The 25,734-nt window shown below is 41.0% G+C and carries 28 protein-coding genes; 9 read left to right on the forward strand and 19 right to left on the reverse strand.

Annotated features, from left to right (window positions below; translation table 11 throughout):
• Nucleotides 1–21: 21 nt before the first annotated feature.
• Nucleotides 22–1,323, reverse strand: coding sequence for an NnrS family protein (locus CMT41_RS03195; protein ID WP_058026336.1), 1,302 nt, complete (start codon nt 1,321–1,323; stop codon nt 22–24).
• Nucleotide 1,324: 1 nt separating this feature from the next.
• Nucleotides 1,325–1,597 (reverse strand): hypothetical protein, encoded by a 273-nt coding sequence (locus CMT41_RS03200; protein WP_058026337.1) that lies wholly within the window; start codon nt 1,595–1,597, stop codon nt 1,325–1,327.
• A gap of 222 nt (nt 1,598–1,819) precedes the next feature.
• Between CMT41_RS03200 and norR the strand changes: the two genes are divergently transcribed.
• The gene (norR, locus tag CMT41_RS03205; RefSeq protein ID WP_058026338.1) at nt 1,820–3,403 is read left to right on the forward strand and encodes a nitric oxide reductase transcriptional regulator NorR; all 1,584 of its coding nucleotides are present in this window, start codon (nt 1,820–1,822) and stop codon (nt 3,401–3,403) included.
• Nucleotides 3,404–3,473: 70 nt separating this feature from the next.
• On the opposite strand, the gene CMT41_RS03210 is transcribed toward norR, so the two are convergent.
• The 14 genes from CMT41_RS03210 to CMT41_RS03275 form a co-directional block, all read right to left on the reverse strand.
• The gene (locus tag CMT41_RS03210; RefSeq protein ID WP_058026339.1) at nt 3,474–4,802 is read right to left on the reverse strand and encodes an amidohydrolase; all 1,329 of its coding nucleotides are present in this window, start codon (nt 4,800–4,802) and stop codon (nt 3,474–3,476) included.
• 481 nt (nt 4,803–5,283) lie between these two features.
• A complete protein-coding gene (rpsQ, locus tag CMT41_RS03215; protein ID WP_057179752.1) occupies nt 5,284–5,535 on the reverse strand; it encodes a 30S ribosomal protein S17 in 252 nt (83 codons plus the stop codon).
• A complete protein-coding gene (rpmC, locus tag CMT41_RS03220; protein WP_057179753.1) occupies nt 5,535–5,726 on the reverse strand; it encodes a 50S ribosomal protein L29 in 192 nt (63 codons plus the stop codon). The genes rpsQ and rpmC overlap by 1 nt, the downstream gene beginning before the upstream one ends.
• Entirely contained in the window at nt 5,726–6,139 is a 414-nt protein-coding gene (gene rplP / locus CMT41_RS03225) for a 50S ribosomal protein L16 (RefSeq protein WP_057179754.1), read from the reverse strand. Before rplP ends, rpmC begins: the two co-directional genes overlap by 1 nt.
• A gap of 12 nt (nt 6,140–6,151) precedes the next feature.
• Nucleotides 6,152–6,847 carry a 30S ribosomal protein S3 gene (rpsC, locus tag CMT41_RS03230; protein ID WP_057179755.1) on the reverse strand — a complete coding sequence of 232 codons (696 nt, stop codon included), beginning with the start codon at nt 6,845–6,847 and terminating at the stop codon, nt 6,152–6,154.
• Between the two features lie 11 nt (nt 6,848–6,858).
• Entirely contained in the window at nt 6,859–7,191 is a 333-nt protein-coding gene (rplV, locus tag CMT41_RS03235; protein WP_057179756.1) for a 50S ribosomal protein L22, read from the reverse strand.
• 10 nt (nt 7,192–7,201) lie between these two features.
• Nucleotides 7,202–7,477, reverse strand: coding sequence for a 30S ribosomal protein S19 (gene rpsS, locus CMT41_RS03240; RefSeq protein ID WP_057179757.1), 276 nt, complete (start codon nt 7,475–7,477; stop codon nt 7,202–7,204).
• A gap of 82 nt (nt 7,478–7,559) precedes the next feature.
• Entirely contained in the window at nt 7,560–8,384 is an 825-nt protein-coding gene (rplB, locus tag CMT41_RS03245) for a 50S ribosomal protein L2 (protein ID WP_057179758.1), read from the reverse strand.
• Nucleotides 8,385–8,396: 12 nt separating this feature from the next.
• Nucleotides 8,397–8,699: a 50S ribosomal protein L23 gene (gene rplW / locus CMT41_RS03250; RefSeq protein ID WP_057179759.1), complete on the reverse strand. Its 303-nt coding sequence runs from the start codon at nt 8,697–8,699 to the stop codon at nt 8,397–8,399.
• Nucleotides 8,696–9,301 (reverse strand): 50S ribosomal protein L4, encoded by a 606-nt coding sequence (rplD, locus tag CMT41_RS03255; RefSeq protein ID WP_057179760.1) that lies wholly within the window; start codon nt 9,299–9,301, stop codon nt 8,696–8,698. Before rplD ends, rplW begins: the two co-directional genes overlap by 4 nt.
• A 16-nt stretch (nt 9,302–9,317) precedes the next feature.
• On the reverse strand, nt 9,318–9,956 hold the full coding sequence (gene rplC, locus CMT41_RS03260; RefSeq protein WP_057179761.1) for a 50S ribosomal protein L3: 639 nt from the start codon (nt 9,954–9,956) through the stop codon (nt 9,318–9,320).
• A gap of 13 nt (nt 9,957–9,969) precedes the next feature.
• Nucleotides 9,970–10,281 (reverse strand): 30S ribosomal protein S10, encoded by a 312-nt coding sequence (rpsJ, locus tag CMT41_RS03265; protein WP_057179762.1) that lies wholly within the window; start codon nt 10,279–10,281, stop codon nt 9,970–9,972.
• A 431-nt stretch (nt 10,282–10,712) separates the two neighbouring features.
• Nucleotides 10,713–12,188 (reverse strand): carbon starvation CstA family protein, encoded by a 1,476-nt coding sequence (locus CMT41_RS03270; protein ID WP_058026340.1) that lies wholly within the window; start codon nt 12,186–12,188, stop codon nt 10,713–10,715.
• Nucleotides 12,189–12,358: 170 nt separating this feature from the next.
• Nucleotides 12,359–12,655 (reverse strand): hypothetical protein, encoded by a 297-nt coding sequence (locus tag CMT41_RS03275; protein WP_058026341.1) that lies wholly within the window; start codon nt 12,653–12,655, stop codon nt 12,359–12,361.
• A 397-nt stretch (nt 12,656–13,052) separates the two neighbouring features.
• Here CMT41_RS03275 and fusA point away from each other — a divergent pair, with 397 nt between their 5' ends.
• Complete coding sequence (gene fusA / locus CMT41_RS03280; protein WP_057179764.1) at nt 13,053–15,155, forward strand: elongation factor G; 2,103 nt, start codon at nt 13,053–13,055, stop codon at nt 15,153–15,155.
• 101 nt (nt 15,156–15,256) lie between these two features.
• Here the strand turns inward: fusA and CMT41_RS03285 are convergent, their stop codons facing one another.
• Nucleotides 15,257–16,018, reverse strand: coding sequence for a hypothetical protein (locus tag CMT41_RS03285; RefSeq protein WP_058026342.1), 762 nt, complete (start codon nt 16,016–16,018; stop codon nt 15,257–15,259).
• Nucleotides 16,019–16,058: 40 nt separating this feature from the next.
• On the opposite strand from CMT41_RS03285, the gene CMT41_RS03290 reads away from it, so the two are divergent.
• From CMT41_RS03290 to dusC, 5 genes are all read left to right on the forward strand, one after another.
• Nucleotides 16,059–17,021 (forward strand): bifunctional GNAT family N-acetyltransferase/hotdog fold thioesterase, encoded by a 963-nt coding sequence (locus CMT41_RS03290; RefSeq protein WP_083494200.1) that lies wholly within the window; start codon nt 16,059–16,061, stop codon nt 17,019–17,021.
• A gap of 14 nt (nt 17,022–17,035) precedes the next feature.
• Entirely contained in the window at nt 17,036–17,533 is a 498-nt protein-coding gene (locus tag CMT41_RS03295; protein WP_058026343.1) for a nuclear transport factor 2 family protein, read from the forward strand.
• Nucleotides 17,534–17,565: 32 nt separating this feature from the next.
• On the forward strand, nt 17,566–18,501 hold the full coding sequence (locus tag CMT41_RS03300) for an SDR family oxidoreductase (RefSeq protein ID WP_232300006.1): 936 nt from the start codon (nt 17,566–17,568) through the stop codon (nt 18,499–18,501).
• 156 nt (nt 18,502–18,657) lie between these two features.
• Nucleotides 18,658–18,936, forward strand: coding sequence for a hypothetical protein (locus CMT41_RS03305; protein ID WP_058026344.1), 279 nt, complete (start codon nt 18,658–18,660; stop codon nt 18,934–18,936).
• Nucleotides 18,936–19,868 (forward strand): tRNA dihydrouridine(16) synthase DusC, encoded by a 933-nt coding sequence (gene dusC / locus CMT41_RS03310; RefSeq protein WP_058026345.1) that lies wholly within the window; start codon nt 18,936–18,938, stop codon nt 19,866–19,868. The genes CMT41_RS03305 and dusC overlap by 1 nt, the downstream gene beginning before the upstream one ends.
• Here the strand turns inward: dusC and CMT41_RS03315 are convergent.
• Complete coding sequence (locus tag CMT41_RS03315) at nt 19,865–20,764, reverse strand: LysR family transcriptional regulator (protein WP_057179769.1); 900 nt, start codon at nt 20,762–20,764, stop codon at nt 19,865–19,867. The genes dusC and CMT41_RS03315 overlap by 4 nt on opposite strands.
• Before the next feature lie 407 nt (nt 20,765–21,171).
• Between CMT41_RS03315 and hutH the strand changes: the two genes are divergently transcribed.
• Both hutH and CMT41_RS03325 read left to right on the forward strand, forming a co-directional pair.
• On the forward strand, nt 21,172–22,689 hold the full coding sequence (gene hutH / locus CMT41_RS03320; protein WP_058026346.1) for a histidine ammonia-lyase: 1,518 nt from the start codon (nt 21,172–21,174) through the stop codon (nt 22,687–22,689).
• A gap of 16 nt (nt 22,690–22,705) precedes the next feature.
• Nucleotides 22,706–24,736 carry a urocanate hydratase gene (locus CMT41_RS03325; RefSeq protein WP_057179771.1) on the forward strand — a complete coding sequence of 677 codons (2,031 nt, stop codon included), beginning with the start codon at nt 22,706–22,708 and terminating at the stop codon, nt 24,734–24,736.
• A 77-nt stretch (nt 24,737–24,813) separates the two neighbouring features.
• Here CMT41_RS03325 and hutC read toward each other — a convergent pair whose 3' ends face one another.
• Nucleotides 24,814–25,587: a histidine utilization repressor gene (gene hutC / locus CMT41_RS03330; RefSeq protein WP_083494201.1), complete on the reverse strand. Its 774-nt coding sequence runs from the start codon at nt 25,585–25,587 to the stop codon at nt 24,814–24,816.
• Nucleotides 25,588–25,734: the final 147 nt, after the last annotated feature.

Raw genomic sequence — 25,734 nt, forward strand, 5'->3', positions numbered from 1 at the left:
GGGCCAGTTTTTAGTTATTTTCTAGCCGTCTTTATCTTGTGGTGTTATTTTAGGCAACTTTTTAGTGGTCAAAATAGCTAGGTAAACTTTTAAGAACAAAATCCCAGCGATTAACCAAGCTAAGGCACTAATATTCCAAGCAACTAGTGTCTGATTCACTAATATTGGTAAAAATGACAGTGATGGCAGAATCACTCGCGCCAGTGCTGAAATCATAATAAGAAAAAATATCCAAGAGACTAACTTACTCGGTGTTAATGCTCTGCCGGTGTGGCCAAGAGATACTCGGCTCATCATGGCAAAGATCATTAAGCCCATTGCCGCTATGGTGATCATATGTAGCGCATCGCCAAAGGGTATTGCTAGCTGAATAAAGCCAGTACCACCTGCAGGCAGGTAGCTCATGCCCATTAATATCAGCCCTAAGCCAAGAGAAAAATAGGATAAGTGTAAGGACCACAATAAAGCGATATTTCTGGTGGCAAAGCTACGCCAGTAACATTGTCTAATAAGGTGCAGTAGTCCGGCCGTTATCATTAAGCCAGCCGGACTAAAGGGCAAATCAATAAATGCCGAACTAAAAAATACCAGTACAGCTAAAATTGCAGTGATAGTGAGTAAAGTTGTCAGCCAACGGGGAGATTTGATCGGTGCTAGCTTAGCGCCAGAGACGGTAAAAAAGGGAATAACTCGGCCTGCTAAAATGCCCATCAACAAGCAAAACATTAAAACACTGGTGCTAGCAATATGACGGGTTAACTGGTGTTCTCCGTAAAAGTCCAACAGCAAGAGGGCGATATTGAGTAACATTAAAACTGCTAGCAGCGGAATAAATAGGTAATTACGGCGGTTGCTGCTTTTCACCACTAAACCAGTAAAGACAAATATTGCCCCCAGCCACCAAAAGCTTTGTAATACCATGGCGATGATAATGGTGCTAGGTAAGTTAATGACTAAGGCGACTCGTACCAGCAACCATAAGGTAAAAAAGGCCAATACCGGCAAACCTTTTATACTGGGCTGGCCGGTCCAAGTTTGCGCGGCAGTGAGAATAAAACCAACGGCTACTGTGGCGCCAAAACCAAAAATCATCTCATGAATATGCCAAGCTAGCGGCGAAATACCATTACCGACAAAAGTGAAATAGCCATTAAAATACCCAGCCCATATTCCTAAGGAAAACATTGAACAAGCAACCGCGAGTAAAAAGAAGCTTCTAAAAGGTAAGTCTAAGAGTGGATGTTGTACTAAATATGTTAACGCACTAGGCTCTTGTTGTTCATAAGTTAATTGCGATCTTGGTGAATCTTGGTTCTGTAGCATGTTAAAAGTTCCTGTTACCAAAACCATGTAAAGCAATACAGCGTAAGACATAGCCAATTTTGACGAATGCAGCAAAAATAATAGTGGCAATATGGGCCGAAATTTGCGCTGCAATGGTAAAGTGTTGATCATAAACAAAGGTGATAGTGACACTTGCCGCTACAATCAGAAAAGACATCAACATAAGGTAGTTACCTATGACTAAACATTTTTGCCAGCCTAATGCGTTTTCTACATCAGGCAGTTGACGGGCGATGGTAAAGTGCGAATACATGCTGGTCTCTGTTTGGATTTGATTGATTTACTTACCTTCTACATAGCAAAGTAAGTGCCAACTATTTTTATTATTAATATACAATGACTTGTGATTTAATCTGTTGTTATGAAGTCTTAATGACTCTTAATGGGCGTAGTCATTTAGACTCGTAAGTGTTATTCTAACTACTTATATGGGGCTAACCCCTGCAGCGAAAATACGTCATCATCAGGTGCTAGCATGAAACAAATATCATCCACAGCAATTATTGAGCTAGCACTGAACCTTGCGACTAGCTTAAATAGCAAAGATAGGTTTGATCGGTTATTAGATACGGTCAGAAAAACGATTACTTGTGATGCGGTGGCATTACTCTCCTATCATGGCGATGTACTGAAACCCATCGCGCTACAAGGCTTAAGTCGAGACACCTTAGGGCGACGTTTTCATATTGCAGAGCACCCAAGATTTCTCGCTATTTGTCAGTCAAAATCGCCCATTCGTTTTGCCGCTGACTCACCGTTACCCGATCCCTATGATGGCCTATTGATAGACCGCGCTGGCGATTTGCCGGTGCATTCATGCATGGGCTTGCCATTATATTATGATGATAAGTTGTTGGGTTTATTAACCATAGATAGCTTGACGCCACATGACTTTGAAGATATTGAAGTGCGTACCCTTGAGGTCATATCGGCCATGGCAGCAGCAACGCTTCATACCGCATTGCTACTGGAGCAACTTGAAAGTAGAGCTGATCATTCACAACGTGTGGTCGCAGAGTTAACCGAAGGAGCGTGGAAACGAGATGGTGGGGAACTCATAGGTGATAGTCCCGTCATGGCTCAGCTCAAACAGGAAGTAGATATAGTTGCCGGCTCTGATTTTAATATCTTAATCTATGGTGACACTGGCGTAGGTAAAGAGTTAGTTGCCCGCACCTTACACCAAAAGTCACTACGTCAACATGGCCCAATGGTTTATGTAAATTGTGCCGCCTTACCGGAGAACTTGATTGAAAGTGAGCTATTTGGTCATGTAAAAGGTGCTTTTACTGGTGCTGATAAAAACCGTGCCGGTAAATTTTCACTCGCTGACGGAGGCACTTTATTTTTAGATGAAATTGGCGAGTTGCCCCTAGCCGCCCAGAGCAAGATATTAAGAGCTATACAAAGTAATGAAATTCAGCCCGTCGGCCAAGACAATGTTGAAGAAGTGAATGTTCGTATTATTGCTGCCACCAATAGAGATTTAAAAGAAGAAGTGGCGCAAGGGCGTTTTCGTGCCGACTTGTATCATAGGTTAAGTGTCTACCCCATTAGGGTACCAAGTCTTTATGAAAGAGTTGGCGATGTGCAATTGTTGGCAGGATATTTTATCGAACAAACACGACGCAAGCTCGGAATTACTCAGTTAAAAATTACCGAACCAGCGATTGCGCATTTAACACAATATGACTGGCCAGGTAACGTCCGTGAATTAGAGCATGTTGTTAGTCGGGCAACGCTAAAGGCGCGTGCCCGTCAGCGTGGTAAGGCAATAATCGTAATCGAGCCAGCGGATTGTGGTGCACTTATTTGTACTGAGACTGAATCGACTATTGAGCTTGTTGCTGATAATGGCGTGTCATTGTCAGCAGATAAGCAGACTAATTTACCGTTAAAAGTGGAAACAGAAAACTTTCAACGACAATTGATTAGTCGAGTACTTAAAGAAGAAGAGGGTAATTGGGCCGCAGCGGCACGGCGTTTATCAACTGATAGAGCTAACTTAAATCGCATCGCTAAGCGTTTACATATTAAAGTGCTGAAGTCAGTTGTTTAGGTTATAAACTAAGAAGTACTAGCGACTAACTGTGCGTACTAGTCGCTTATTTTGCTTGTAGCTATTACTTTTAGTTAGCCAAAATAGTTAACACCGCACTATTCATTGCTCGGATGGCCGTGGAGATAACTTTTTTCGCATCGGGTGCCCAAAAGGGGCTATGTAGGGAGGGTAAAGCTTCGCCAGTTTCTTGGGCTGCTTGCCACTTATCGTGTGGTACTCCGCCGACCCAAAATATCATGCTTTTGATGCGAGTATCTGCGCGATAATAACGGCCAAAATCTTCACCCGCCATTACCGCTGGAACTTCAATAACGCGCTCTTTACCTAGCTCGGCAGTAAATAAAGCGGCCATTTTTTTTGTGAACTCAGGTTCATTATAAGTCGCTGGGGTAAATTCATCTTTAACCGTCACTACTGGCAATAATTTGTCCGGTAAACCCATGGCGATGCCTTCCCCTTTAGCTATTCTTTTGATGCCATCAAGCAAGGTCTGACGTGTTGCATCTGAGTAGCTACGCACAGTTAATAATAACAACGCCTGATCTGAAATAATGTTGTGCTTAGTACCTGATTGAAAGCTACCGACGGTGACTACCGCAGGGTCTTGTGGATTTAATTCACGGCTAACTAAGGTTTGCAATGCGCCCACAATGCGTGCGCCTAAGACAATAGGGTCTTTCGTTAGATGTGGATAAGCACCATGACCACCAATACCTTTGATATCAATATTGACACTATCGACATTAGCAAAGGTAAAACCCGGGGTATAACCAATAACACCGGCTTTTAAGCTGGCTGAATTATGAAAGGCTAGGGCATAATCAGGCTTGGGAAAACGTTTATATAAACCGTCCGCTAACATGGCTTTTGCGCCGCGGCCACGTTCTTCCGCTGGCTGTAAAATCATCACTAAAGTACCGGACCAATTTTCTTTGTTTTCACTGAGTAACTTTGCGGTACCAAGCCAGCTGGTCATATGGGTATCGTGGCCACAGGCATGCATAACATGAGCTGATAAGCCCTCCTCAGTAATAGTGATAACCTGGGAAGCAAAGGCTAAACCAGTTTGCTCTTTTATCGGCAGTGCATCCATATCCGCGCGAATTAATACCGTCGGGCCTTTACCATTTTTTAATACGGCAACAACACCGGTACCACCGACATTTTCCGTGACGGCAAAGCCTAACTCACGGGCTTTTATGGCAAGCTTTTTTGCGGTGTTAAATTCGACACTAGAGAGTTCAGGGCTTTGATGTAAATCTTTATATAGCATCATCAACTCAGGCATGGCAGCTTGCACTAACTTAGCATTGGTACTAGCAGTATTCGTGGCAGCATAAGCTAATGAGCTGCTGGCAAGGCATAAAACAGAGGTTATAAATGCTATATACTTCATGGTATTACTCAGTGATATATTAAAAAATCATCTTAGCTGAATAGAAAGAAGGCTTCAATGGCTATATTTTACTGCCTATATTTGCCAGTTAAACTGGTGTTGTTAAGTTGTTCGATGAATATTGCATCATAGCTAATTAGCTCAACTAACTAGCATTAATCTTTATTAGCAAACTTGAAATTATTAAAATGTATTAGTTGTTTTTCACAGAATATAGCGCATAAAAAAAGACCTTAGCAAATAAATGCTAAGGTCTTTTGGTAACTATTTAAAGTTAATTAAGTACGAATACTAATTTAGCTTTAGTAATTACGTCAACTAATTTCCACGTCCTTCTCTTTAAAGGTAAGGGCAGCAGACTTAGAAATGGTGCCAATTTCACTTACTTTAAATTAAAGTACAGCACATAAAAAAAGACCTTAGCAAATAAATGCTAAGGTCTTTTGGTAACTATTTAAGGTTAATTAAGTACGAATACTAATTAAGCTTTAGTAATTATGTCAACTAATTTCCAGTTTTTAGACTTAGAAATTGGCGCAACTTCAGTAATCGTTACGATATCACCTTCGTTACATACGTTAGTTTCATCATGAGCTTTCAACTTAGTTGAACGCGTGATGTATTTACCGTACATAGGGTGCTTAACGCGACGTTCGATCATTACAACGATAGACTTATCCATCTTGTTACTGATAACAACGCCTTGTACTGTGCGGATTTTAACTTCGCTCATTACTTACCTGCCTTTTCAGTGATGATAGTCTTAACACGTGCAATATTGCGACGTACGATTTTTATCAAATGAGTTTGTGCTAATTGACCAGTGCTTGCTTGCATGCGGTAGTTAAACTGCTCACGAAGAAGCTCTAGTAATTCAGCGTTAAGCTCTTCAATGCTTTTTGCTTTAAGTTCGCTTGCTTTCATTACAATGCCGTCCTAGTTACGAAGGTAGTTTTGAACGGAAGTTTAGCAGCGGCTAAAGCAAAAGCTTCACGTGCTAATTCTTCAGAAACACCTTCCATTTCATAAAGAACACGACCAGGAAGAACTTGGCAAACCCAATATTCTACTGAACCCTTACCTTTACCCATACGAACCTCAAGAGGTTTTTTAGTAATTGGCTTATCAGGGAATACGCGTATCCAGATTTTACCTTGACGTTTAACATGACGAGTCATGGCACGACGAGCGGCTTCAATTTGGCGCGCAGTCATACGACCACGTTCAAGTGATTTTAAACCGAAAGTACCGAAGCTAACTGAACTACCGACGTGTGCAAGACCACGGTTGCGCATTTTAAATTGCTTACGGAATTTAGTACGTTTTGGTTGTAACATTACTTATTCCTCTTACTTCGCTTTGCGGTTGTTTTTTCTTTTAGGTTTAGCAGCTGGTTGCTCTGCTTGCAATGGCATTGGGCCAATGATTTCACCTTTAAAGATCCAAACTTTCACACCAATTACACCATAAGTCGTGTTGCCACGCGCAATCGCGTAGTCGATATCAGCACGTAATGTATGTAAAGGTACACGACCTTCACGATACCATTCTGCACGTGCAATATCAGCGCCGCCTAAACGACCACTAACTTGAACTTTGATGCCTTTAGCGCCAAGACGCATAGCGTTTTGAACGGCACGCTTCATGGCGCGACGGAACATAACACGACGTTCTAATTGACTAGCAATGCTGTCTGCAACAAGCTGCGCATCCATTTCTGGCTTACGTACTTCAGCAATGTTGATTTGAGCAGGAACACCAGCAATTTTAGTAATCGCTAAACGTAGTTTCTCTACATCTTCGCCTTTCTTACCGATAACAACACCTGGACGAGCCGTGTGAATTGTTACGCGGATAGATTTAGCTGGACGTTCGATAACTACTTTTGATAGTGAAGCGCGCTTAAGCTTTTCTTTTAAATATTCGCGAACCTTGTGGTCGCCGTCTAAGTTACTAGCAAAATCTTTGCTGGTAGCAAACCAAGTAGACGCGAAAGGTTTCGTGATCCCTAGGCGTATACCGGTAGGATGTACTTTTTGACCCATACTAATATCTCCTAAGAATCAGACACAATCACAGTAATGTGACTAGTGCGCTTAATGATGCGATCGGCACGGCCTTTCGCACGAGGTCTAATACGCTTCATTGTTGGACCATCGTCAACCAATATGATTTTAACGAATAATTCATCAATATCTGCACCTTCGTTATGCTCGGCATTTGCGATAGCTGAGTTAAGTACTTTTTTAACTAATTCAGCAGCTTTCTTGTTGCTGTAAGTTAAAATTTCAAGTGCTTTCTCAACATTTACGCCACGGATTTGATCCGCAACTAAACGCGCTTTTTGAGCAGAACCACGGGCAAATTTATGTATAGCTATTGCTTGCATTTAATTTCCCCTATTTCTTCGCTTTCTTATCAGCGACATGACCGCGAAAAGTACGAGTTGGTGCAAATTCTCCTAATTTGTGACCGATCATTTCTTCGGTTACAAATACAGGGACGTGTTGACGGCCATTATGGACAGCGATGGTCAATCCGATCATTGTAGGAATGATCATTGAACGACGGGACCAAGTTTTAATTGGCTTTTTATTCCCGCTTTCCACCGCTTTCTCTACCTTCGTCAACAAGTGTAGGTCAATAAATGGACCTTTCTTGAGGGAACGTGGCATGGTGAATCCTTATATATTCAATTCTTCATGTTGAACTTAGCAAGCTAAGCCCAGCAATCAGAATATTAATTTAATGTACTAATTACTTAGTACGACGACGTACGATAAATTTATCAGTACGTTTGTTCGAACGAGTCTTGTAACCCTTAGTTGGTACACCCCAAGGTGATACCGGGTGACGACCGCCAGATGTTTTACCTTCACCACCACCGTGTGGGTGATCAACTGGGTTCATGGCAACACCACGAACAGTTGGGCGAACACCGCGCCAGCGTGAAGCACCAGCTTTACCAAGTTGGCGAAGCATGTGTTCAGCGTTGCCGATCTCACCTAAAGTAGCACGACAATCTGCTTCTACTTTACGCATTTCGCCAGAGCGAAGACGTAAAGTAACGTAAGCACCTTCTTTCGCCACTAATTGTGCGTAAGTACCAGCAGCACGTGCGATTTGCGCACCTTTACCTGGTTTAAGTTCGATTGCGTGAATAACACTACCTAACGGTAGGTTACGCAACGGCATAGTGTTACCAGCTTTGATAGGAGCATCTACACCTGACAGGATAGTATCTCCAGCACTTAAGCCTTTAGGGGCTAAGATGTAACGACGTTCACCATCTGCATATAAAACTAATGCGATGTTAGCGCTTCGGTTTGGATCGTATTCTAAACGTTCTATTTTGGCTGGAATGCCATCTTTATTACGTTTAAAGTCAATAATACGATAATGTTGCTTATGACCACCACCAATGTGACGAACCGTAATGCGACCATTATTGTTACGACCACCAGTCTTAGACTTAGTGTCTAATAATGGTGCATAAGGCTTACCTGTATGAAGCTCTTTGTTTACCACTTTAACTAGGTGACGACGACCCGGAGAAGTAGGTTTACATTTTACTATAGCCATTTTAACTGCTCCTTATGATTCCGCGCCAACGAAGTCGATGTCACTACCTTCTGCAAGAGTAACGTAGGCTTTTTTCCAGTCGTTACGACGACCAAAACGAGATCCAGTACGTTTTACTTTACCCTTTACATTAAGTGTGCGAACACCTTCAACAGAAACTTCGAAAAGTTTCTCTACGGCCGCTTTGATTTCAGCTTTAGTCGCATCTGTCGCTACTTTGAAAACAACAGTGTTGTTTTTTTCAGCAGCGGTAGTTGCTTTTTCAGAAATATTTGGTGCTAAAAGCACTTTTAACAAACGTTCTTCGTTTATCATGCTAAAATCCCCTCAATTTCTTTAACTGCATCAGCAGTCATTAAAACTTTTGCGAAACCAACCAAGCTTACTGGGTCGATTGCTGCAACGTCACGAACGTCAACTTTATATAAGTTACGTGCTGATAAGAACAAGTTCTCGTCAACGTCTTTCGTTACAATCAATACGTCTTTAAGCTCTAAACCTTTTAACTTGGCAACAAGTTCTTTAGTTTTAGGCGTTTCTACCGAAAAATCGTTAACTACTATCAAACGGTCTTGACGAACTAGTTCAGATAGGATGCTAGCGATAGCACCACGATACATTTTACGGTTAACTTTTTGGCTGTGATCTTGAGGTTTAGCAGCGAATGTTACGCCACCAGAACGCCAGATTGGACCACGAGTAGTACCGGCACGAGCACGGCCTGTACCTTTTTGACGCCATGGTTTTGCGCCACCGCCACTAACTTCTGAGCGAGTTTTCTGAGCACGAGTACCTTGACGAGCACCAGCTGCATAAGCAACTACTACTTGGTGTACTAACGCTTCATTAAACTCACGTCCAAAAGTTGCTTCGGATACTTCAAGAGTACCTGATGCGTCTTTTAATGATAATTCCATCACAAAATCTCCTGGACTAAGCTTTAACAGCTGGTTTGATGATTACATTGCCATTGATAGCACCCGGAACTGCACCTTTAACAAGTAGCAAGTTACGTTCTATATCAACGCGAACCAATTCAAGGTTTTGTGTAGTAACGCGCACAGCACCCATATGACCAGACATTTTTTTGCCTTTGAAAACGCGACCTGGTGTTTGACATTGACCTAACGAACCGTTAGATCTATGTGCTAACGAAACACCATGCGTTGCATGTTGCATAGTAAAGTTCCAGCGTTTAATACCGCCTTGGAAACCTTTACCTTTCGATGTACCAGTTACGTCTACTAATTTAATGTCATTGAAAATCTCAACAGTGATTTCACTGCCGGCTTTAATGTCGCTACCTTCATTTTCGTCTAAGCGGAATTCCCACAAGCCGCGGCCTGCTTCGATACCTGCTTTCGCGAAATGACCAGCTGCTGGTTTTGTTACACGGCTTGCTCTACGCTTGCCAGTAGTAACTTGAAGCGCTGAATAACCATCGTTTGCTACAGTTTTAACCTGAGCAACACGGTTCGCTTCAACTTCTAGAACGGTTACAGGTACTGATACGCCATCTTCAGTGAAGATGCGAGTCATACCTACTTTACGTCCAACTAGACCTATAGTCATGTTAAAACTCCTCTTAGCCCAAGCTGATTTGAACATCAACGCCAGCTGCAAGATCTAAACGCATTAATGCGTCTACAGTCTTTTCAGTTGGCTCAACGATATCAATCAAACGCTTGTGAGTACGAATTTCGTATTGATCACGAGCATCTTTGTTAACGTGTGGAGAAATCAAGATAGTGAAACGTTCTTTGCGAGTAGGAAGTGGAATTGGACCACGAACCTGTGCGCCAGTACGTTTTGCAGTATCAACGATTTCTGCTGTAGATTGATCAATCAAACGATGATCGAACGCTTTCAAACGAATGCGAATTCTTTGATTTGACATTAAGACAAATCCCCTTTTTAAAGAACAAAAAAATACGACCCTCTACTTCCTTATGTGCCGGAAGGGGGTGTATTAACTAAAAAACATTCAACTCAAAATTAGAGCTGCTGTGAAATAAACAAGAATCTAGTTCTTCTTTATTTGGTGCTATAAGCTATTACTATGAGTAAAAGTCTTTAGCACAGCGCACTCAATTTGGCTGAATGCGAGCGCGAATTATACAAGAAATATTACTATGAGCAAGCTATTTGTCGTTTATTATTGCCTAGGGTTTTCTGGCAGGGGATAAACACGGGCTGACTTTCGCGGTGAGTGAATGGCACGCCATTATTAATACTAGGTAAACATGACGGTTTTCAGTTTTGCTATTTTTGTTCTTCCTCTAGCAGCCATCTGTTTAGAGGTTATTCTAACAGATGGCTTCATCCTAGTTAAATGCTAGCCGGTACCTTAGACTGTCGTTTAATATGTAAAAAGCTTAAGGTTGTTAACAGTAATATTGCCACGCCAATACCTATATATTGGCTATAGTTGGCGGGCAAATTAAAACCAATGGCCGTAGTCATGATATACGATACCGTAATACTGGTACCAATGACTGCTGGGATACTGACTATCCAATGAAAGGTGCCACGGTCAAATAAGTACTTAGTCGCCAGCCAGAGTACGCTGGTTGAAAGTAACATATTTGAAAAAGCAAAGTAGCGCCAAATGAGTGAGAAATCTATTTTAGTCATAAAGTAAGCAATCACTAAAATAGGTACCGCTAACAACAGTCTGTTACGCATGTTTTGTGGGATGTCAAAAGCATCAACAATGGTTAAGCGTAATGCTCTAAAAGCTGTATCACCTGAGGTTATAGGGAACACCGCAACAGCAATAATGGCCATAATACCACCTAAAGCACCGAGGTAACTGGTGGCAATATGATTAACGACTAGGCCTGGCCCACCTTGATCTAACATGGCTTTAAGTTCAGTGTAGCCATCAGGGAAAGCGGCAATACCAGCAAGTGCCCAAACACAACCCACTATACCTTCACACATCATAGCGCCATAATAAACAGGGCGAACATACTTTTCATTGGTTAAACAGCGCGCCATAATAGGCGCTTGAGTCGAGTGAAAGCCACTAATAGCTCCACAAGTGATGGTAACAAAGAGTAACGGCCACACGGGTAAACCATCAGGATTTGGCTCTAAGAAATCATGACTAAAGTGATCATGATTAAAGTAACCGAGAAAATCACCCATAACAGGTAAATTCGGCGCGTTGAATAATAATGACACTGCAATTAGCGTCGTCATTACTATCATGAGTGCGCCAAAAAACGGATAGAGCTTAGTAATTATTTTATCAATAGGCAGTAGTGTCGCGAGGAAGTAATAACCTAATATAACCAGTACCCAAAAAGTGTTGCCAGCAAGAAATGTTCCTTCAAAATAGCTTAGACTACTCAGTAAACCTGCGGGACTCATAATAAAAACAACGCCAACAAAAAATAGCAACATGGCGGTAAAAATTAGCATGATGCCTTTGAAGAATATATTAAAATACTTCCCCGCTATTTCAGGCAGGCTCTTACCGTCTTCTTTGATACTCATGACACCAGAGAAATAATCATGGACGGCGCCGCCAAGAATATTACCCACTACAATCCAAACTAGGGCAATAGGGCCATACATAGCACCAAGAATTGGCCCAAAAATAGGCCCAACCCCAGCAATATTTAAAAATTGGATGAGAAAGGCTTTCACCGGGTGTATGGCAACATAATCTACGCCTTCTTCAAAGCGTACTTGTGGGGTTTTTACGTTAGGATCTATACCTGCTTGCTTTTCAACAAAGGGACTGTAAAATTTATATCCTAAAATTAACAGCGTTATACATATAAAAAAAATAATCATCTCAAGTTGTCCTGATGTAAGGTTGAATTACTACTTTATTGGTAGCGAAACATAGTTTTCCGATGGTATGGTAAGCATTATGGATTACTGAAAACAATACAATTTGAAGATTAAATAATGCTATAGCTGATTATGAAACTCTAAAAGGTGTTTCGCTATTAGACCTTTAGCTAAACTAGGGGGTGTCGATCTTTAGAGATTGCTTTTACCGCGACTTGTTCGGTATATACCAGGTAGAGCCTTGGTAATGTCTTCCACATAAAAGGCGATAACGCAGTGGCGGCAATGCCATAGTTAGTACCATTGGCCATAGCAATAACCTCACTTTTATTCGCTTTTTTTGCTGAGCAAAGGGCAAGGACATTTGGTGCACTATATATAGCAAGAGTAACTTCTTTTTCTCCTGCCTCGAAGACTTGCGCAATGACCGAATTTGAGGGGGCTTGCTTACTGGAATTTTTTTTCATTTAACTGCCAAATGCCATTGATGAAACTAGGGGTATGTAACAAACCTTTATCAGTTAACTTATCCATAGACGGACTTTATCACTGCCGGTGATTTACATTTATCTTTATAAAAGACTTTTGTTTGAGCATTCACTTGCTATATATATATAAGCAGAAGTTTTGAAGGGGGGAATATTCAGACTGAAAAACAATCGGCAAGGTCGAGTATCCTAAGATTAGATAATAATAAATTCAACCGCTTTAATAATTTTTTTATCAATCTTCTATGGGTTTTCTATTGTTAATGGTATACTCGCGCGCAAATTTTCAACAGTTCTGCTTTCTTATATTTATTCTTTTATAGCACTATATAAGTATAAGAAAGCAGAATAGACATTAACTAACTAGAGTAAAGTAATGGCAGATTTATCCAAATACAGAAACATTGGTATCTTCGCTCACGTTGATGCGGGTAAAACCACAACAACTGAACGTATCCTTAAATTAACCGGTCAAATTCATAAAACTGGTGAAGTACATGACGGCGAGTCAACAACTGACTTCATGGTACAAGAAGCTGAGCGCGGTATTACTATCCAGTCTGCTGCTGTAACTTGTTTCTGGAAAGATCACCGCTTGAACGTTATCGATACTCCTGGTCACGTTGATTTCACTGTGGAAGTTTACCGTTCATTAAAAGTTCTTGATGGCGGCATTGGCGTTTTCTGTGGTAGCGGTGGTGTTGAGCCACAATCAGAAACTAACTGGCGTTACGCGAACGACTCAAAAGTTGCTCGTATTATCATGGTAAACAAGTTAGACCGTTTAGGCGCTGATTTCTACCGTGTTTGTAAGCAAGTTAAAGACGTATTGGGTGCTAACCCTTTAATAATGACCTTGCCAATTGGTGAAGAAGATGATTTCGTTGGTTTAGTTGATTTACTCTCTGAAAAAGCTTACATCTGGGATGATTCTGGCGAGCCAGAAAACTATGAAATCACTGATATCCCAGCAGATATGGTAGAAAAAACTGCTGAATACCGTGAGCTATTAATCGAAACTGCTTTAGATCAAGACGATGACTTACTTGAAGCTTACATGGAAGGCAAAATGCCAACTATTGAGCAAATCAAAAAGTGTATCCGTAGCGGTACTCGTACTATGGATTTCTTCCCAACTTACGGTGCATCGGCATTTAAAAACAAAGGTATTCAATTAATTCTTGATGCTGTTATTGATTACTTACCTTCACCTACAGATGTTGATCCACAACCACTTACTGATGAAGCCGGTGAGCCTAATGGTGAGTTTGCAATCGTTTCTGTAGATGAAACCTTCAAAGCGTTAGCATTCAAAATCACTGATGACCGTTTTGGTACATTAACTTTCGTCCGTATCTATTCAGGTACATTGAAGAAAGGCGATACCATCCTTAACTCGTTTACAGGAAAATCTGAGCGTGTTGGCCGTATGTGTGAAATGCAAGCCGATGAACGTACTGAACTTAGTTCAGCACAAGCTGGTGATATCATCGCAATTGTTGGTATGAAAGGTAACGTTCAGACAGGTCACACATTATGTGATCCTAAAAACCCAATCATCCTAGAAGCTATGGTATTCCCTAAGCCGGTAATTTCAATTTCTGTAACACCAAAAGATAAAGGTTCAACGGAGAAAATGGGCATTGCTATCGGTAAAATGGTTGCAGAAGATCCTACCTTTAAAGTTGAAACTGACCAAGATTCAGGTGAAACGATTTTATCTGGTATGGGTGAACTTCACCTAGATATCAAAGTAGATATTCTAAAACGTACCTACGGTGTTGAATTAGAAGTTGGTAAGCCACAAGTTGCTTACCGTGAAACAATCACCAAAGAAATTGATGATTCTTATACCCATAAGAAACAATCTGGTGGTTCTGGTCAGTTCGGTAAAATTGATTACATCATTAAGCCCGGTGAACCTGGTTCTGGTTTCGTATTCACCTCAAAAGTTGTTGGTGGTAATGTACCTAAAGAATTCTTCCCGGCAATCGAGAAAGGCTTCAAAGGCATGATGGAAACTGGTGTTCTTGCTGGTTTCCCTGTATTAGACGTTGAAATTGAATTATATGATGGTGGCTTCCATGCGGTCGATTCATCTGCTGTTGCCTTTGAACTTGCTGCTCGTGGTGCTTTCCGTCAGTCAATTCCAAAAGCTGGTGCCCAGTTAATCGAACCTATCATGAAAGTTGATGTGTTTACGCCTGATAATCACGTTGGTGATGTTATTGGTGATTTAAACCGTCGTCGTGGCATGATCAAAGATCAACTTGCTGGTGTTTCTGGTGTTCGTATTAAAGCTGACGTACCGCTTTCAGAAATGTTCGGTTACATCGGAACATTACGTACAATGACATCAGGTCGTGGTCAATTCTCTATGGAATTCTCTCACTACCTGCCTTGTCCTAACAACGTAGCTGAAGAAGTCATTGCTGAAGTTAAAGCAGCTAAAGTAATTAAAGATGCTGCTAGAAAGTAGAAAATAATTAACAGCTTTTAATTAAGATAACTGTTAATACAAAAAAGGATGCCTCGGCATCCTTTTTTATTGCCTGAATTAAAGTGGTTACTAGAACGTCGTTAATTGAGCTGTTGACCATGGCGCCAAAATTTTCGCCAGCGTTGTAATTTCACTTGAGGCAGGTAACTGTGTTTATTACGCTTGATCAACCGGTGTAATTGCCAATGTTTGGGCGTTAAATGAATCACAATATTTAGATAGTTTGGGATATTAAAGTAAGTTATATGGTGATCTGGTTGTAACTGCTGCAATATGGTTAGGCACAAGTTAATATCGCTATCGCTAAGGTCAGGTAAATTAATCGACAAACATGCTTGTGAGTCTAACTTGCTGGTTAGTGTCTCAAGTTGCTTGACGATAGTATCAAAGCCAAATTCTTGTGACTGGTAAACATCACAAATAATCCAATCCATTGTCTTTGCATCCTGCTGCGCTAACCATGACATGCCATCAGCACAAACTATGTCTAGTTCAGCATGTTCAGGGTTAAAATATTGCGCAAAACTGTCAATGACACCTTGACTATGATCTATGGTAGTCAACATGATATCGGGTGATAAATGCTGTAAAAACCGAGTGAGGTTACCACCACCTAAACCCAATTCAATGATGCGGGTTGGCCGAAAAAAAAGTAGCGGTAAAAGCAGGGCAATTTGGTGGGGCAGAGTTAATTGCCAAGGTTTACGTTTGTGCATCACACTTTGCACTACGTCACTAAATGCCATCCAACGATAATGGTCGTTTTCACTGACCGTTATTGCATCTTGTTGTTGGCTTAAATACACTAAGCGACCTTGGGCTAAATGTTTTGCTAACTGCATAAGCCATCCTAAATTTAATCAATAAGCGTAAGAATAGCCAATGAACGTCTGTAGGTCACCAAAAAGTTCTTTAGAGTTTGAGCAATATTATCAACTGCGTTGGCAAGTACTGCGCCAACCTTGGGGGCAAACCTTAGGCAGTGAACGAGATAAGCTAGAGCAAGAAAGTATTCATCGTATGGTTATCGATGAAAATAATAAGGTGCTAGCCGTTGGCCGGCTAGAAAAGTCTAGCCAGTTCAGTGGTCAAATTCGCTTTATGGCAGTAAGCCCAGCAGCGCAAGGACAAGGCTTAGGTAGGAAAATTATCAAAGCGCTAGAGCTGCAAGCGCAAAAACTCGGTATTACCAACTTGACTTTAAATGCTAGAGAAAATGCCTTGTTTTTTTATCAAAAACTGGGCTACCAGTCACACGGTTTTTCACACCTTTTGTTTGATGAAATTAAGCACTTTGCCATGAGTAAAACGTTAACCCCGGCTAATAAACATCAGCTAACATCTTCAATGGTACTGCAAGACATTTGGCATGATACTATTCCGCTCAGTAAAGCGATGAACATTCAAATTAGTTATTATGATGGTAAGCAACTGATTACTCATTGTGATAAAAGCTTTAATAAAAACTTACATAACACTATGTTTGCCGGCAGTATTTATACCTTGGCTACTTTATCGGGTTGGGGCTGGGTGTACCTGCAGTTACAGCAACTACAGCTTAAAGGTGACATTGTCCTAGCCAAGGCTAATATTGACTACCATGCCCCGATAACAGGGCTTGCTTATGCAAAAGTTTCTGCTGAGTCTGTCTCGGCTGGCTTCTCTCGATTAGATGAGGGGAAAAATGCTCGTATTCATTTAACGGTACATATTTATAGTGGCGAAAACGTTGCCGCGACCTTTACCGCTAGTTATGCTGTTTTAGCAGCTAAAATAAAGTCTGATCTTGAAACTAAAGTTGAGCTTAAACCTAAACCTAAACCAGAAACTGATTTTGAAAGTTAACAAGTGAGTAAATCATGAAAAAGTATTATTGCCTCGTTATAGCGCTATTTTGGGGCTTAACTTGTGGATTGTTGAGTGTTAACGCGTTTGCCGCCACTGATGAGCAAAGCATAGCTAAGGTATTAAATAACTTTCATCAAGCGGCAGCGAATGCCCAGGCCAAGCCCTATTTTAATCTATTGAGCCAAGATGCTGTTTTTCTGGGTACCGATGCGAGCGAGCGCTGGAGCAAAGAGCAGTTTAAGACTTTTGTCGTGCCCTATTTTTCCAAAGGGAAAGGCTGGCTCTATACACCCATAGAACGCAATATCACGGTTATAAAAGCCGGACAAGTCGCCTTTTTTGATGAGTTACTGTTTAGCGACAGTTATGGTACTTGTCGTGGCTCAGGGGTATTAATCAAAACAACGCAAGGTTGGAAAATATCTCAATATAATTTATCAATCCCAATGCCTAATGGTCTAGCCAAGGCACTGGTTAAACAAATAAAAGCTTTTGAGCAGCCTAAGTAGTCATAACCAGTACAGTAACGAGAATAGTAACGATGAATAAAGCAGTGAGCAATAAAGTAACTTCTTCAGCAGAAATTTCTGTCGGAAATTCTGTCGGCATAGTGGGTTGTGGTTGGTTGGGCAGCGCGTTAGCACAGCAACTGATAAAAAAAGCTGTAAAGGTACTTGCTACGCGTAGCAACACGGATAATGCCGAACAGTTAAATAGCCAAGGTATTGAAGCGCAAGTATTATCATTACCGGCAGAGCAAGCGCAGTTAAATAGCCATGCTATTTTTCGCCAGCACTGTTTAGTTATCGCCATTACGCCACAATTTAGACAAGGTCGTGTTGATTATGCTGAAAAAGTACAGCAGTTAGTTACAGCAGCTGAGGAAAGTAGTAGCGTTGAAAAAATCATTTTACTGAGCAGCAGCGCAATATATAACGGTTTATCAGGACCAGTTGATGAAAGTATCACCTTAGATTTATCCGCTGATAAAGTCGCGCTATTAAACCAAGCTGAGCAAGCGGTACTTAATTTTAATCAGACATATAGTAATGAGCACGGCTTTAATGATTCAAAGCCGCAAGCCGGTAAGAGTCGTGGCTATGTACTACGTTTATCAGGCTTAGTTGGACCAAACCGCCACCCAGGTAAGTTTTTGCTCAATGGTCGACTGTTGAAAAGTCCACAAGCCATTGTTAACTTGATTCATCAACAAGATGCCGTTGGTTTAATTCAAGCATTACTAGCAAGTGAGCTTGATGGCGGAATTTTTAATGGTGTTAGCCCAACACAGGTAACTAAACAGCAATATTATCAGGCCGCAGCAACAGCCCTACAATTACCCGCTCCGGTCTTTGAAGAAGAAGCGATATTATCAGGTGATAAGCCCAAGGTCGTTTCAGCTACAAAAACACAAGCAGCATTGAACTATCGCTTTGTTTATGCCGATTTACTTAGCTGGCTTACAGACGGTGAATAGTTTAGCTTTCCCTTAGTGGCATGATTGTTATAGCCAAGCGAAATATTTCCTTTTAAGTGATTTAAATAGCAACTTAATTAATTAGTCCCATTGCTATGATACGGTTAGCCGGTACTTTTGTTATACTAGCGCCGTTATTTATTAAAGAGCCTACTTTTGAATTTACTGCCAATAAACTTTATTACTCGCCATCAAGCTAAACTGCTGTTTATTGTAGTTTTGGGTCATGTCACTATTTTGGATCTTTTTTACGTTACCTATGCGGGGCCGATATTTTTTTGGCAAGAAAATTTCCAAGCCTTTACCATGCTTATTCATTTAACCGTCGCCTCGTTAACCTTAGTTTTTTATTTTTTGCTGATTAAACTAATGACTCGCTTTCGGGCAAGTAACAGCGCAAAGCAAATGCAATCTAGCAATAGCTCCCCCTACTAATGCGTGTCGTATTAGCGCCTATGGAAGGTGTACTGGATTACAGAATGCGTGACTTACTTACCCAAGTAGGTAGTTATGATCTTTGTGTCACTGAGTTTATTCGTGTGGTTGACCAAGTGCTTCCCGATCGTGTTTTTCATCGTTACTGCCCAGAGTTAATTGATGCTGATGTTTACGGCAGCCGCACTAAAGCAGGCACACCTGTTCGAGTACAGTTATTGGGACAATACCCTGAGTATATGGCTGAAAATGCCGCTAAAGTGATTGAACTTGGTTCCAGTGGCATTGATTTAAACTTTGGCTGCCCCTCTAAAACGGTGAATAAAAGTCGTGGCGGCTCTATTTTATTGAAAGATCCCGAAAATCTTTATCAAATAATAAAAGCCGTTAAAGACGCGGTACCTAGTGACACCATTGTCAGTGCTAAAATTCGTTTGGGTTATGAAGATAAGACCCTTGCCATAGAAAATGGTCAAGCGGTTGAGGCTGCTGGTGCCGATGAACTGACCGTGCATGCCCGTACTAAAGTAGAAGGTTACAAACCACCGGCACATTGGCACTGGATTGCTAAAATTAAAAATGCAATTAATATTCCCGTTATCGCCAATGGTGAGATTTGGAATTTAGCAGATGCCATTGAGTGTCGAGAAATTTCTGGCTGTACTGATATTATGGTTGGCCGTGGTGCGTTAACTATTCCTAATTTAGGGCAGGTCATTAAACAAGAAAGCAATATTATGCCGTGGTCCGAAGTACTGGCTATATTATCTGCCTATACAGAATTTGAAACTCACGGCGACAAGAGCAAGTATTACTGTAATCGTATCAAGCAGTGGCTGAAATATTTAAAAAATCATTATCAAGAAGCGGATGCCTTATTTGTCGAAATTCGACGGTTAAAAACGGCAGAAGAGATTAGAGCTGCGTTTTAGCCAAAAGAATGACAGCGCTTAATTTCTTCTATCAGCGCATTTGCCAGCGGTGAAACTATGTTGTTTTTTGTAGAAATCAACATTATTGGAATTTGGTAAGAGTATTTTTCCGGTAAAATTGACTTAAATAAGCCCTTATCAAGCCAATAGTTGGCATAGTGTTCGGGTAAATAACCGATAAACGCACCCGATAATATTAGATGAGCTATGCCTTCGTCATGGTAGGCAGTTGCACTGTTTTGATAATTTAAGCCATCGTTTCTTACTTCTTTATCACGCATATAGTTACTGGTGATCACTTCAGCTACTTCAAGGCGTTTATTTACTTCTGCCGGCTTACAGTCGAACAACGGGTGACCTTGCCCGCAATATAAATAGTTAGTTTCATTGTGTAAGGGGTAATAATCTAAGCCGCGTAGATGGTGACGACTAACCCCTAGGCCAACTAACGAACGACCATTAGCCACGGATGTTTCTACTTCACGTGCTTCACAGACATTAATATCAAATTGAATATTACCGCCTTTTGCCTTTAATGCCGCAATAACACGGGCGACACCACAACGAGGATCACTCACTAAAGTACCTATAGTGGCAATCGTTACCCGACCTGAAAGTTCATTTTTAGAGCTGGCAACAGTACTGGCAAAAGCTTCGCATTGTTGTAACAACTCTAGTGATGCTTGATAGGTCACGCGCCCAGACTCTGTTATCTCAAAACCACTCCGGCCGCGTTTACATAATTTAATGCCTAAACGAACTTCTAAGTCCGATAAATGGGAACTAATGGTAGAACGGCCTATATTTAAACGGGACTCTGCCGCGGACAAACCGCCACATTCAACAATAGCGACGAATATTCTCAGTAAACGTAAATCTACGTCATGAACCTGCATTTTTAGTTTTACCTTATAGTTTGATAAAATCGGAATGAATTACGATTATTATGTATTTATAAAACAATTTGAGCAAGTTAAAATATAGTTATTAATAGCTATTAAGCTACATAAAACAACTTAATACCAAACGGATTAATTAATTGGTCAGCTTAGAGTTACATTAGCGAGCTTAAAACAAGTAAAATGAGTTAAACATAGTTCGTCTATATTTCATTCATTTTGTGATGTTATCAGTTTGCTAATGAACTCCCGAAGGGCGAGCTTAAAAGGTCTATATGCGGCGTTATTGATTTTGACAAGGGGATAACCATTCTCTTCAATCAATGCCTTGCCTCTAAACCTTTTAATTCTCGCTAAGTGATTAATAAATTAGTCCGATTGGTATAACAATTAGGAGCATTAAGATGACCTTTAAATATGGTGTTGACCGCCTGAATCTTGATATTGTCAATGGTATTGCTGATGGCAGTATCAAAGCCGAGCTGTGCCAAGAAGCTGTAGATAAAATCAATATAAGTCGCCAAAGAGTAGAGAAAATGGCTGCTTCAGATAAAGCCGTATACGGCATCAATACCGGTTTTGGCCCGTTATGCGATACCCAAATTTCACCTGAAGATACTAATTTATTACAAAAGAATCTACTCATCACTCATGCCGTTGGTGTCGGTGAGCCAATCGCCAAATCTATTTCCAAGCTGATGTTGATCACTAAGGTACATGCGTTAAGTCAAGGTTTTTCGGGTATTCGCCTGGAAGTGATAGAACGCATGTTGACCTTTATCAAACTTGATTTGATCCCCGTGGTACCAGAGCAAGGCTCAGTAGGTGCATCGGGTGATTTAGCACCACTTGCTCACTTATTCTTACCATTACTTGATGAAGGTGAGTTTTGGCAAAGTAAAGAGGGGCAAGACGACAAAATTGTCGCGGCAGCACCGCTACTTCGCCAACATGGTTTAGATATTATGGAGCTGCAGGCAAAGGAAGGCTTGGCATTAATTAACGGCACACAATTTATATTATCTCATGGCATCACCGCGTTAACTAAAATGCGTTACTTGCTTGACCTAGCAGATATGACGGGTGCCATGAGTATCGAAGGCATGCAAGGCAGCCAATCGCCCTTTAGAGACGAGCTACATCAATTACGTGCCTTTAAAGGTAACCTTGTCGTTGCCGCACGCATGAGAAGACTCTTTAAAGATTCTGAAAACATGGCTGATCATGCAGAATGTGACCGTGTACAAGACCCTTATTCATTACGATGTATTCCACAAGTGCATGGCGCATCACGTAATGCCTATTATCACTTAGAAGAGTTGGTTGAAATTGAAATGAACTCTGTCACTGATAATCCCATTATTATCAGTAGCGAAGAAGCGATTTCTGGCGGTAATTTCCATGGTCAACCACTGGCTATGGTGCTTGATTATACTTCGATTGCCGCATCAGAATTGGGTAATATTTCCGATCGCCGTTGTTATCTATTATTAGAAGGTATACACGGTTTACCGAGATTATTGACCTCTGCCGGTGGCTTAAACTCAGGCATGATGATCCCGCAATATACCACTGCTTCTCTGGTCACAGAAAATAAATCTCTTTGTTTCCCACCTTCTGCTGATAGTGTACCTACCTCTATGGGTCAGGAAGACCATGTCTCTATGGGTAGTATTTCGGGTCGACAATTAAATCAAATCTTAGGTAATTTAGAAAAAATATTGGCTATCGAGTTAATGTATGCGGCACAAGCTATCGAATTTAGACGCCCTAATAAGTGCTCAGACATTATCGAACTTAACTTGAAAGTGATCAGAGCAAAAGTTGCTAAGCTGGAAGAAGATAGACTATTGAAACCTGACATCGATGCCATGATTACCATGGTTAAGACACAAGCGTTTACCGTAAGCTTTAACCATTAATAAAGGGGTCATTGCTATGACAACAACGATGAATGTTCAAGAGCTAACGCTGTTAAAAGAGACTATTAAGCAAGGCATCCCCAGCCAATTACCACCAGTAAGGGTTTACCCCGCGGATGCCAATCGTGCTCCTAAGCGTAAAGACATCCTCTGTGCGGATGAAAAACAATTGGCGGTTAGAAATGCACTGCGTTACTTCCCTAAAGAATGGCATCAAGAATTGGCGGGTGAGTTCGCTCAAGAACTAAAAGATCTTGGTCGTATCTATATGTACCGATTCAAGCCAAATTATGCTTTAAAAGCACGTCCACTTAGCGACTATCCAGCACAATGTACTCAGGCCGCGGCAATCATGTTAATGGTTGATAACAACCTAGATCCTGCCGTTGCTCAGCATCCACAAGAGCTAATTACTTATGGCGGCAATGGTGCGGTTTTTCAAAACTGGGCGCAATACTTGTTGGTAATGAAGTATTTAAGTGAAATGGAAAATGACCAAACGTTACATATTTATTCTGGTCACCCCATGGGGTTATTCCCGTCATCGCCAGACGCGCCTCGTGTTGTGGTAACCAATGGCATGATGATTCCTAATTACTCAAAACCAGATGACTGGGAAAAGTTCAATGCTTTAGGTGTCACGCAATACGGGCAAATGACGGCCGGTTCTTTCATGTATATTGGCCCACAAGGCATTGTACACGGAACCACGATTACGCTGATGAATGCCTTTCGTAAAGTATTAAAAAAAGGCGAAAGCGCTAAGGGTAAAGTATTCCTAACATCAGGCTTAGGTGGTATGAGTGGTGCGCAACCTAAAGCGGGTAATATTGCTAATTGTATTACTGTTTGTGCAGAAGTGAATGCAAATGCCGCCACTAAACGTCATCAACAAGGTTGGGTTGACGAGCTCATTGATAACATGGATGAACTTGTTACACGTGTCAAAGAAGCACAAAAAAATGAAGAAGTCGTCTCGATTGCCTACATAGGTAATATCGTTGATGTATGGGAAGGTTTCTATGAAAAAGACGTTTTCATTCAACTAGGCTCAGACCAAACGTCATTACATAACCCTTGGTCAGGCGGTTATTATCCAGTAGACATTAGCTATGAAGAATCGAATCGATTAATTCGAGAAGAGCCTGAAGTGTTCAAAGTTAAAGTACAGCAAACACTTAAACGCCATGTAGATGCGATAAATAAACATACCGCTAAAGGCACCTACTTCTTCGATTATGGCAACGCTTTCTTACTCGAAGCCTCACGCGCCGGTGGCGATGTTATGGCTGAAAATGGCATTGACTTTAAATACCCATCATACGTGCAAGACATCTTAGGGCCAATGTGTTTTGACTATGGTTTTGGACCATTTCGTTGGGTCTGTGCTTCTGGTAAATCTGAAGATCTAGATAAAACTGATGCTATTGCCGCAAGCGTGCTTGAAAAAATTATGCAAGAATCGCCGGAAGAAATTAAGCAACAAATGCAAGACAACATTACTTGGATTAAAGAGGCGAAACAAAACAACTTAGTGGTTGGCTCACAAGCTCGAATTCTTTATGCGGATGCCCAAGGCAGAATGGAAATTGCTAAAGCCTTTAATGATGCCATTAATCGTGGTGAAATTGGCCCTATAGTACTAGGTCGTGATCACCATGATGTCAGTGGTACAGATTCGCCTTACCGTGAAACCTCTAATATTTATGATGGTAGTCGTTTTACTGCCGATATGGCTATTCATAATGTTATTGGTGATAGCTTCCGTGGAGCCACTTGGGTTTCTATCCATAATGGTGGCGGGGTAGGCTGGGGTGAAGTAACCAACGGTGGTTTTGGTATGTTACTTGATGGAACTGATGATGCCGAACGCAAACTTAAATCTATGCTGTTATTTGATGTTAACAATGGTATTGCCCGTCGTAGTTGGGCACGAAATGAAGAAGCCAATTTTGCTATAAAACGCGAAATGGCCAGAACGCCTAAGCTTAAAGTTACCTTAGCTAACCGAGTTGATGACGATATTATAAATAACTTATCACTGTAACAGGCTAAATATCAGAGTTATTCCGTATTAAAGGAATAGCTCTACATTCCTTCCTACGCATTCTTGTAACCGCGCTTTTAAAATTTAAGATGGCTACCTAAACGGTACTTATCGCCTGGCGATGTTAAAATAGCGAAACTCACTACGCCTTGTTTTGACCAAGTACGACGTTTTACTTGTAAGCAGGGGATATTTGTTGCGATCGCTAATAGCTGACAAATTTCTGTGCTTGCTAATATCGCTTCTACTTCATGAGTTGCTTCTGTTAATGGTGCCACGGATGACAGGTACTCATGTGGGGTAATCATGGTGAAGTTTTGTAATAAATATTCAGGTACTAAACTGGCATTAACATAACGCTGCTCTAATTGAATAGCCTCATCATTTTCAAGATGTAAAATCTCCGAATAAAACACATGTTCGTTATTTTTCAAATTTAATAAAATGGCTAATTCTTCGGTAACGGCTATTGATTTGAGTAATAATTGTTTGGCTTTATGTTGGTGGCCACGTTCACTAATTTCATCACTAATATTACGAATTTCGAGTAACGATGATTGCGACTTAAATGTTGCGACAAAGGTGCCGGCGCCTTGTGAACGTACTAAGATGCCTTGCTCAGTTAAATCTTGTAAAGCACGTCTTGCGGTCATACGACTAACATTGAATTGTTGAGTTAATTCATTTTCAGAAGGTACCTTGGCATGCTGTGGCCATTCACCTGACTCAATATTTTCACGGATATATTGTTTAATAATAGTATACTTAGCAGGCTTATCTTTTTTGCTTGAGTTATTGTCAGTGCTGTTACTAGAATGAACAGTAAAAGGGGCAGTAGAATTGGCAGTCATGATTGTATTTAAGTGTGTTGAACTTCTTTACACCATCTCACATCTTTAACAAAAACGCAAGAGTTGTATATACAAGTTGCGTATTGGTTATTTTAAAGGTAAAATTTTTCTATCATAGTGGACATGTTCACTTTCATAATTTTTTAT

It is taken from the genome of Colwellia sp. MT41 (assembly GCF_001444365.1).
GTDB classification, from domain to species: domain Bacteria; phylum Pseudomonadota; class Gammaproteobacteria; order Enterobacterales; family Alteromonadaceae; genus Colwellia; species Colwellia marinimaniae.